Genomic DNA, 8,776 nt, shown 5'->3' with positions numbered 1-8,776 from the left:
TGAAACTAATAATTTTTTTGTTTGTTGACGTTTTTGTTTGTTTAGTTTTCAAAGAACAATTTTCTTCATCGCTCATAAGCGACTTTTTTAATATAACATACAACACTTGGTGATGTCAATATCTTTTTTCGAAACCGCCACTTACGAAAGCTTTATAACAACGTTTCGCAGCGACGGTTATTAATATACCAAGTATAAGAAAAAAGGTCAATACCTTTTTTGTTTTTTTACGATAATTTTTCATGAACACAATAGCAGCGATGAAAAACCCCTTGCCCCTTCGTTTCAATATTAACCACATCTATCAAATGTTTTTCAATTAAATATTCAATAAGCACAGCCAGATCAACAGAATAAGGCATTAAATCTTTTTCATTCATGATCTCATTAAACAACCAATATTCCTTACCACTTAGCACTTCCAATAGATGTGATGTACCAATATTTGTTCTAGAATGAATCATAAACTCACTTGCTAAAAACAAAAGTTCAAGTCTTTTCTCAAGCGTTTCCTCACTTTTAACCAATTCTTCATATAATTTATATATTTCTGGTTCAATTTGTTTTACTTGATGCCATACTGTAAGCTCTGGGTGAAGACCGTTCTCTATTACCGCTAATCTTGCAAGATGGTGTAAGGAATGAACAACATAATTATAAGCATCCAAAAATTGTTTACTTTCAAATAAAGCTTTCCCATCGACATAACGACGAATTAATTTGGCAAATTCTAAGCCCATTTTTATTTTTCGTCCATTAAAAGGAAATTCCCGCAGTTCCGTTTTTAAATTCTCAACGTATTCGTTCCGGTCGAAAATTATTTTGGCATCCTGAAGCCATTCAAATATTCTTCGATTCGTCCCTAACAATAACCATTCTTGCAGCTGCGCTTCGGTAATGATATGCATCGCTGCTTTTTGGTGGTTGTACGAATACTGTTTAATAAACAAGGGCTGCTCTGCTTCTTTTACGATAACCAATAATATGACATCAAACGAATCTGTTATATGACTTAATTTTAGTTTTTTTTCAACCAACAAGACTCCAAGAGTATTGGTCTGACTCGCCCTTTCTTGATAAATAGGCCGAAGGATGTCTTCCATTCATCATTCCTCCATTTTTTTCATGTAGTATAATATGTTCGACAACGAAATGAAATTTCCTGTTTTCTTTAAAGACAAATTTCGACATTCTCTTCCTCTCATTTTTTCTCTCCTCGTAAATATGGTATAGTTTTCACTAGGAGGGAGTAACATGGCTAAATATTCGAGTAAAATAAATAAAATTCGATCCTTTGCTTTATCATTAATTTTTATCGGCTTAATTGTGATGTATGCCGGTATCTATTTTCGAACTTCACCACTTATTATGACCATCTTTATGCTTTTTGGTCTCCTTTTCATTATCGCCAGTACAGTCATTTATTTCTGGATTGGTATGTTATCGACAAAAACCATTCAAGTAAAGTGTCCGAGCTGTGGAAAAACGACAAAAATGCTGGGCAGAGTAGATATGTGTATGTATTGTCGTGAACCCTTAACCCTCGATCCTAATCTAATAGGAAAAGAATTTGATGAAACCTATAATAAGAAGTAGGGAAAATAAATAGAGGATGACTTAAACCTCCAGGCTTGCAAGCCGCAGGTTTAAGTCATCCTTTTTTTACAGAAAAAAGAGCTGATTTTTTTATAATCAGCCTTCATTCCATCCAAATTAATGTACCTCTTTACTTTCACACTCCGGACATGTACCATAAATCTCCATACGGTGGTTTTCAACTTTAAAGCCCGTCACATGTGAAGCTAGATGCTCTACTTCATCTAAGCCCGGGTAATGAAAATCAACTATTTTCCCGCACTTTTCACAAATGACATGATAATGATGTGATGTAACAAAATCGAAACGGGCTGATGCATCACCATAAGTTAATTCCTTAACAAGACCTACTTCACGAAATACTCGTAAATTATTGTAAACTGTTGCCACGCTCATATTAGGAAATTTCCCCTCTAAGGCCTTATAAATATCGTCTGCCGTGGGATGTGACATCGAGTTTATTAAATATTCAAGTATCGCATGACGTTGTGGAGTAATTCGTACCCCTGTATCCTTTAAGGTATCCAACGCTTCTTTTAACTGATTCATCGCCATGCACCTTCTTTCTAAAAAATATTCTTAGATTATAATTGTTATAATTAATTTTACTAACTAATTTATACTTTTGTCAATATTGTAATCTAATAAAGTGAAACTTCAATCAGTGGAATGCCTTTATCCATTGATTGTTAGTTGAACCAATCAGGCTTTTACGGGCAGTTCCCCCCTACCTATCCTTGTTTGTTCCCTTTAAGTCTTGAAGTAGGGTCTTACTTCCCGTAAATGCAGGACAAACAGGAATGTTTCTTTTTTTAACTATGCAATGTCTTTTCAACCGCCCCTAGCTGATGATTCACATAACGAGCGGTCACAAACAATAAATCTGAAAGCCGATTTAAATAGGCCAAAACAAGGGGATTTACATCCTCACCTAAAGAAACCGCACATCTTTCCGATCTCCTTGCAGTTGTTCGTGCCACATGAAAGGCAGAACCAGCAGGATGTCCCCCAGGCAAAATAAAATTTGTTAATTCCGGAAGCACTGCGTTCCAATCATCAATTTGTTTTTCCATTTCCTCGACATCTGATGAATCAAGCGACCATTTTACTACCTTTCCTTTTGGGGTCGCTAATTCTGCCCCAACATGAAAAAGATTTGTTTGTATTTTATGATATACCTTTTCAATTATTTCTTTCCCTTGAAAATTTTCCTTATTTAAATGACTTAGCGCAAGTCCAATTAGAGAATTGGTTTCATCACAAGTCCCGTAGGCTTCCACGCGTAAGTCGTTCTTTGCCACCCTTTGTCCATAAATGAGAGAAGTTGTTCCCTTATCACCTGTTTTGGTATAGATTTTCATTTTATATCCCCCTATGATATCGATGAAGTTTTTTACTATACAATGACTCCTTCTCCTTTGACAGACAGAAAGTGAAAATTTTCTTCATCATATCACCTATATATATTAAGAAAACTTGAATTAAAGAAATCCTATTTTAAGCAAAAAAAAAAGGGCCACTATGGACCCAAAATTTATCTGAGGAGGTATGCCCTAATAAAATGATATTCAAATTGAGGTTAGTTGCATTGGACAAATGCCTTTTATCGCGAAAATAGGCTTAAAAAATGTGAATTATAAGTTTTCTCGAATAAAAGATAATGCCTCTTCAACATGCCCCTTCACTTGAACCTTTCTCCATTCCTTGACGATTTTACCTTCTTTATCAATGATAAAAGTAGATCTCTCAATTCCCATGTATTCTTTACCAAAATTCTTCTTTAGTTTCCAAACTCCATAGTCTTCGGCCATTTGGTGGTCCGTATCTGCAAGTAGCATGAATGGCAGTCCATATTTCTCGACAAACTTTTGATGGCGTTCAACTGGATCCGGACTTACACCCAAGATAACGGCTTTTAAGTCATTAAATTGGTGAGCTTGGTCTCGAAAATCACATGCTTCTGTTGTGCAACCTGGTGTCATGTCCTTGGGATAAAAATAAAGCACTACATTTTTACCTTTAAAATTTTCTAATGATACTGTTTCACCGTTATGGGCTTCTAATCTAAAATCGGGTGCCTGTTTTCCAATTTGAACTGTCATCTTATTCACTCCACCTTGTAAAATATTCCTATCAATAGCCTAACCAAAGTTGGAAAACAAAACAACTTTTCTGCACGAAAAGCTTTATTTTTCACGTTCAAACATGACTCTGGCAACAAAGGCCGCCGGTAAAGTATAGCCAATTAACGCTTCAGTAACAGCAATAAATCTACCAATCCCATGTGGGACAACATCTCCATTACCTACAGAAAACAACATCATTGCACTAAAATAAAAACTTGTTTCAAAAAAGTTATGATTCCCACTTTCCTTATTTGCTTCAACCAGCACAGACATTCCCATCAATTCAAAGAGCAAATAAATAAGACCATAACCAATGATGACAGTGAGGTAGCACATTCCCAGATAAAAAAAATTATGAATCGATACCATCTTACCCTTAACAGTATTTGGAACAAATAATGTTCGGATACTCATGAAAATGCAAAAAATTACAATTGGCAGCAAGAAATAGAACATTAAAAACCACCTCTGATTTCAACGAGAGTTATTCTATTTCTATGCAGGCTTGGACCATAAAATATCAAAAACCAGGCTAACGCCTGGCTTCATTTTAATAAAAAAATTCAAACACAACTATTCATGATCAACAATTGCTTCGCTAATTCCCTGCTCCCCGATATTTTTTGACCCCTTGATTCCATAAGAGAACGGAAAGGATAAAAAAGGTTATGCCAATCACCGGTGTTAAAAAGGAATACCAGAACCATTCTTTTTTCCCAAGAAAAAAGGCAGCGGGGTAAACGCCAACAAAAGCAAACGGCAATATCCAGGTTAACACAAAGCGGATTAATTTATTGTAAATATTAACCGGGTACCTGCCGTAGTTACTAATATTGTACATCATCGGCATGAGGGACGTTCGTGCATCGGCCCAAAAGCTTATGCAAGCTAGCATAATAAAAACTCCACCATAAACAAGAGCACCACCGATAACAAAAACAATAAATAGAAACGGATCATACCAGTTCAACTTAAGGCCAAGCCTGATGCCTGCATAAAACATGACAGCAAGCCCAGTAATTGCGCCGATTAAGGATTCGAGTTCAAGCCGTTCAAGAATGATTTGAAACAGACTATGGATGGGTCTTGTTAAAATCCGGTCGAATTCCCCCTTCACGATATATCGTTCATTAAAATCCCAAATATTAAAAAAGGCAGAAAAGACCGCATAAGGAACTAAGAAAAAACCATAAATAAAAATTATTTCATCCCGATTCCAGCCATGCAGCAAATTAGTGTGGCCAAAAACGACTAATATAAAGACCAGATTGATAGCCTGTGAAAGTAAATCCGAGAAAAACTCAACAAACAAGTCAGCCCGATATTGCAGTCTTGTTTTTAAATACTGCGAAAGATATTGGAAAAACATTGATATGTAAAACAACATTTACCCTCCTTGAATAACCAGCTGTTTCTTCGCCACATGCCAGAGAAATTGGATCGGGATCATTAATATGATTACCCATAATAGCTGCTGGCCAAGCGCTTCGATTGCCTGCTGATGGGAAAAGCCTTTCGTAAAAATCATACTCGGTATATAGCTAATACCTTGAAAAGGAAGGAATTTCATGATTCCTTGTGCCCAGCCAGGAAAAAAACTAATTGGCAGGAGCAGGCCGGAAAACAAATCTATGACAACGCGTTTGGCCCGAATCAGACCTGTATTATTATATAAGAAGAAAGTCGTTATCCCCGTTAATAAATTTAGTTGCGTATTAATTAAAAAGCTCAGCAGGATGGAGATGGCAAATAATCCCCACACACTTAGGTCCCACGTAAACCGGATAGGAAAAACAAAATAAACTATGACCAGTCCTGGTGCTGAGAAGAAAAATAGGCGAAATATCCCTTCCCCCAACCCCTGCATCGTTTTCATTCCGAGATAATTGTAGGGTCTAATTAGTTCTACCGCAACTTTCCCCTCCATGATTTCCATGGCCATTTCACGGTCAAGATTGTTGAAGTAAAACGCTCGGGCCATCCAGGAAATCGCTACATAGGTGGTCATTTGTACAACGGAGAGCCCCTGAATTTGCTCCTTCCCACCATAAATCGCTGTCCATAAAAAATAATAAGCCCCGATGTTAATGCCATAGATAAGAATCCCAGTATAATAATTTGTCCGGTAGGCAAGCATCATTAAAAAGCGGATTCTTATCATTTCTAAATATTTATCCAACTTCTACCGCACCCTTTTCATAAATATTGCGTATGATTTCCTCTGTAGAGGTCTCGTTAATTTTTATATCTTTTATTTTATAAGCGGCAGCAACCTGAGCAATGACCTGTGATATAAGTTCATCGCTGTCTTCGATATTTGCAGTAAAAATCTGTTCCTTTTCATCCCATTCCCACTTTACCGGCATACCGTTTGTTAAATGTTTAACCGTGATGAGATCCACTTTTTCAAGAAACTGAAACTGCAGTTGTTTTCCTTCGCCCAAAGTCTCCTTCAAATTCTTAAGAGCCCCATCATAAATCACCCTTCCTTCATCAAGCATAATGACCCGCTCGCACAATGCTTCAATGTCAGATAGGTCATGCGTGGTGAGAAGAATTGTCGTGTTATATTTCTCGTTGATTTCTTTTAAAAATTCCCGGATTTTTAACTTCACCAAAACATCCAAGCCAATCGTTGGCTCATCTAAGAACAGTAACGGTGGATTGTGAATTAATGCCGCCGCCAGTTCACATCGCATCCTTTGACCAAGTGAAAGTTTACGAACAGGCTTATCAAGAAGTGGCTCAATATCCAAGGTTTTAATGACATGATTCATATGCTCGTCATATTGTTGATCCGACACTTTATAAACTTTTTTCAACAACCTGAATGACTCCTGAACGGCGATATCCCACCATAATTGAGACCGCTGTCCGAAAACAACGCCGATGGTTTGCACAAATTTCTCTCGCTCTTTGTGTGGATTCATGCCATTAACACTGATTTGCCCGGAAGTAGGCGTTAAAATACCCGTCAACATTTTGATGGTTGTGGACTTTCCAGCGCCATTTTCGCCAATATAACCAACCATTTCACCTTTTTTCACAGAAAAACTAATATCATTAACAGCCCGGGCAATTTTATAGTTTCTCGTGAATAAATCTCTAAACGCACCAGTTAAGCCGGACCGACTTGAATAGGCTTTAAATTCTTTTCTTAATTTTTGTACTTCAATCGCATTATTCATTCTTTACCTCCCGATACTTACCCTAATGAATTAGTTTAGCTAAATCGAGATGTTAAAACAACTGTCCTGCACTTTATTAAATTTTTTAAAAGTTGAAATAGATAAAGGTCGTAAAAAAAAGTGATAAAATAAGAAAAGCGGAAGTGCCCTGGTCAGCGACGTAAGGGCTGGACTGAACCGACTGAGATAAAGGAAACACGGTGAGCGTTAGCGAACCGATGTTGACTTATCGTAGGGAGGTGAGGGAAGCACTCTAGTCGCTAGGGCGCTGGAGCTGGACAATTCTCAAAGTCCAATGTTAAAAATTCTTATCATTTAAAAAGAAACAATATAAGGAGGAAAAATAGTGCAATTTACAAATTCTGAACGACTACATAGCGAAGCTTTGGACCATATCGTTGGCGGGGTAAACAGCCCATCACGATCCTATAAGGCAGTAGGCGGAGGCGCGCCGGTTGTAATGGAACGCGGTCAAGGTGCTTACTTTTGGGATGTCGATGGCAACCAGTACATCGATTACCTTGCAGCATACGGACCAATTATTACCGGACATGCCCACCCACATATAACAGAAGCAATCAAAAAAGCGGCTGAATCAGGTGTTCTTTATGGAACCCCAACGCCACATGAAGTGAAATTTGCAAAAATGTTAAAGGAAGCGATTCCCTCATTAGATAAGGTTCGTTTCGTGAATTCCGGAACAGAAGCGGTGATGACCACCATTCGTGTTGCCCGTGCTTATACCGGACGCGATAAAATCATTAAGTTTGCAGGCTGTTATCATGGTCACTCAGACCTTGTTCTAGTTGCTGCCGGTTCAGGTCCGTCAACGCTTGGAACACCAGATTCTGCAGGCGTTCCAAAAAGTATCGCTCAAGAAGTCATAACAGTTCCTTTCAATGATATCGAACCATTTAAAGAAGCATTAGAAAAATGGGGATCCCAGGTTGCAGCAGTTCTTGTGGAACCTATCGTTGGAAACTTCGGAATTGTGGAGCCAAAACCAGGATTCCTACAGCAAGTCAATGATCTTACCCACGCTGCCGGTGCTTTGGTAATCTATGATGAAGTTATTACTGCTTTCCGTTTTATGTATGGCGGCGCTCAGGATTTATTAGGCATTCAGCCTGATTTAACTGTACTTGGAAAAATCATTGGCGGCGGCCTGCCAATTGGTGCATATGGCGGACGCAAAGAAATCATGGAAACAGTAGCACCGCTTGGGCCTGCCTACCAAGCTGGAACAATGGCTGGAAATCCTGCATCCATTCTGTCCGGAATCGCCTGCCTTGAGGTATTAAAACAAGACGGTATTTATGATTATTTAGACCGTTTAGGTGCAATGCTTGAAGATGGAATTTTAGAGGCCGCTAAGAAATATGATATTCAAATCACCATTAATCGTTTGAAGGGTGCATTTACTGTTTATTTTACAACTGAAAAAATTGAAAACTACAAGCAAGCGGAAAACACAGACGGTGAAATATTCGCTAGATTCTTTAAGCATATGCTCCATCAGGGTATTAATCTTGCACCATCAAAATACGAAGCATGGTTCCTAACGATCGCTCATACCGAAGAAGATATTGAAGCAACTCTTCATGCAGTAAACAATGCATTTTCCTTACTAAAGGGTGAATAAATATTCAAATTTTATGCACAAAAGGGAGTGGAAATCACTCTCTTTTATTTTTGTTTTTTGTTTGAAACCGCTTACAATAAACAACATTTACGTTTATACACCACATTTTCATCCTCAATTCCACATCCAGATTTATGTATATTTATTTGATTTCTGAAAATTCTTATGATAATATTATATTATTATTTTTGATTTTACCCTTTGCTTTAGTACCTCGTTAAAGT

At 37.7% G+C, this 8,776-nt stretch carries 10 protein-coding genes; 2 read left to right on the top strand and 8 right to left on the bottom strand.

Features of this window, described 5'->3' with window-relative positions; genetic code table 11:
- Positions 1-227 precede the first annotated feature (227 nt).
- Positions 228-1,103: a nucleotidyltransferase-like protein gene (locus RTR43_RS13345; protein WP_312472554.1), complete on the bottom strand. Its 876-nt coding sequence runs from the start codon at positions 1,101-1,103 to the stop codon at positions 228-230.
- Between the two features lie 151 nt (positions 1,104-1,254).
- On the opposite strand from RTR43_RS13345, the gene RTR43_RS13340 reads away from it, so the two are divergent.
- Entirely contained in the window at positions 1,255-1,596 is a 342-nt protein-coding gene (locus RTR43_RS13340; protein WP_248735955.1) for a YgzB family protein, read from the top strand.
- Between the two features lie 117 nt (positions 1,597-1,713).
- On the opposite strand, the gene perR is transcribed toward RTR43_RS13340, so the two are convergent.
- The 7 genes from perR to RTR43_RS13305 all read right to left on the bottom strand — a co-directional run bounded on the left by perR (position 1,714) and on the right by RTR43_RS13305 (position 6,910).
- Entirely contained in the window at positions 1,714-2,151 is a 438-nt protein-coding gene (perR, locus tag RTR43_RS13335; RefSeq protein WP_312472552.1) for a peroxide-responsive transcriptional repressor PerR, read from the bottom strand.
- 257 nt (positions 2,152-2,408) lie between these two features.
- A complete protein-coding gene (locus tag RTR43_RS13330; protein ID WP_312472550.1) occupies positions 2,409-2,957 on the bottom strand; it encodes a cob(I)yrinic acid a,c-diamide adenosyltransferase in 549 nt (182 codons plus the stop codon).
- A gap of 273 nt (positions 2,958-3,230) precedes the next feature.
- The gene (gene bcp / locus RTR43_RS13325; RefSeq protein ID WP_312472549.1) at positions 3,231-3,698 is read right to left on the bottom strand and encodes a thioredoxin-dependent thiol peroxidase; all 468 of its coding nucleotides are present in this window, start codon (positions 3,696-3,698) and stop codon (positions 3,231-3,233) included.
- An 84-nt stretch (positions 3,699-3,782) separates the two neighbouring features.
- Positions 3,783-4,178 carry an ion channel gene (locus RTR43_RS13320; protein ID WP_248735951.1) on the bottom strand — a complete coding sequence of 132 codons (396 nt, stop codon included), beginning with the start codon at positions 4,176-4,178 and terminating at the stop codon, positions 3,783-3,785.
- 142 nt (positions 4,179-4,320) lie between these two features.
- Complete coding sequence (locus tag RTR43_RS13315) at positions 4,321-5,106, bottom strand: ABC transporter permease (RefSeq protein WP_312472565.1); 786 nt, start codon at positions 5,104-5,106, stop codon at positions 4,321-4,323.
- A gap of 3 nt (positions 5,107-5,109) precedes the next feature.
- Complete coding sequence (locus RTR43_RS13310) at positions 5,110-5,901, bottom strand: ABC transporter permease (RefSeq protein WP_312472547.1); 792 nt, start codon at positions 5,899-5,901, stop codon at positions 5,110-5,112.
- Positions 5,894-6,910: an ABC transporter ATP-binding protein gene (locus RTR43_RS13305; RefSeq protein ID WP_312472545.1), complete on the bottom strand. Its 1,017-nt coding sequence runs from the start codon at positions 6,908-6,910 to the stop codon at positions 5,894-5,896. Before RTR43_RS13305 ends, RTR43_RS13310 begins: the two co-directional genes overlap by 8 nt.
- A 346-nt stretch (positions 6,911-7,256) precedes the next feature.
- Here RTR43_RS13305 and RTR43_RS13300 point away from each other — a divergent pair, with 346 nt between their 5' ends.
- Positions 7,257-8,552, top strand: a complete 1,296-nt coding sequence (locus tag RTR43_RS13300; RefSeq protein ID WP_312472543.1) for a glutamate-1-semialdehyde 2,1-aminomutase — start codon at positions 7,257-7,259, stop codon at positions 8,550-8,552.
- Positions 8,553-8,776 lie beyond the last annotated feature (224 nt).

It is taken from the genome of Neobacillus sp., assembly GCF_031988165.1.
GTDB lineage: Bacteria > Bacillota > Bacilli > Bacillales > Cytobacillaceae > Neobacillus > Neobacillus rhizosphaerae.
The sequence above is the reverse complement of the archived record's forward strand: the minus strand, read 5'-3'. Positions and strand labels throughout refer to the sequence as shown.

What these genes read in the sequence shown, in the direction of transcription:
- RTR43_RS13305 (WP_312472545.1), bottom strand. Translation starts at nt 6,910, where the DNA reads ATGAATAATGCGATTGAAGTACAAAAATTAAGAAAAGAATTTAAAGCC.
- RTR43_RS13330 (WP_312472550.1), bottom strand. Translation starts at nt 2,957, where the DNA reads ATGAAAATCTATACCAAAACAGGTGATAAGGGAACAACTTCTCTCATT.
- RTR43_RS13340 (WP_248735955.1), top strand. Translation starts at nt 1,255, where the DNA reads ATGGCTAAATATTCGAGTAAAATAAATAAAATTCGATCCTTTGCTTTA.
- perR (WP_312472552.1), bottom strand. Translation starts at nt 2,151, where the DNA reads ATGGCGATGAATCAGTTAAAAGAAGCGTTGGATACCTTAAAGGATACA.
- RTR43_RS13320 (WP_248735951.1), bottom strand. Translation starts at nt 4,178, where the DNA reads ATGTTCTATTTCTTGCTGCCAATTGTAATTTTTTGCATTTTCATGAGT.
- bcp (WP_312472549.1), bottom strand. Translation starts at nt 3,698, where the DNA reads ATGACAGTTCAAATTGGAAAACAGGCACCCGATTTTAGATTAGAAGCC.
- RTR43_RS13345 (WP_312472554.1), bottom strand. Translation starts at nt 1,103, where the DNA reads ATGGAAGACATCCTTCGGCCTATTTATCAAGAAAGGGCGAGTCAGACC.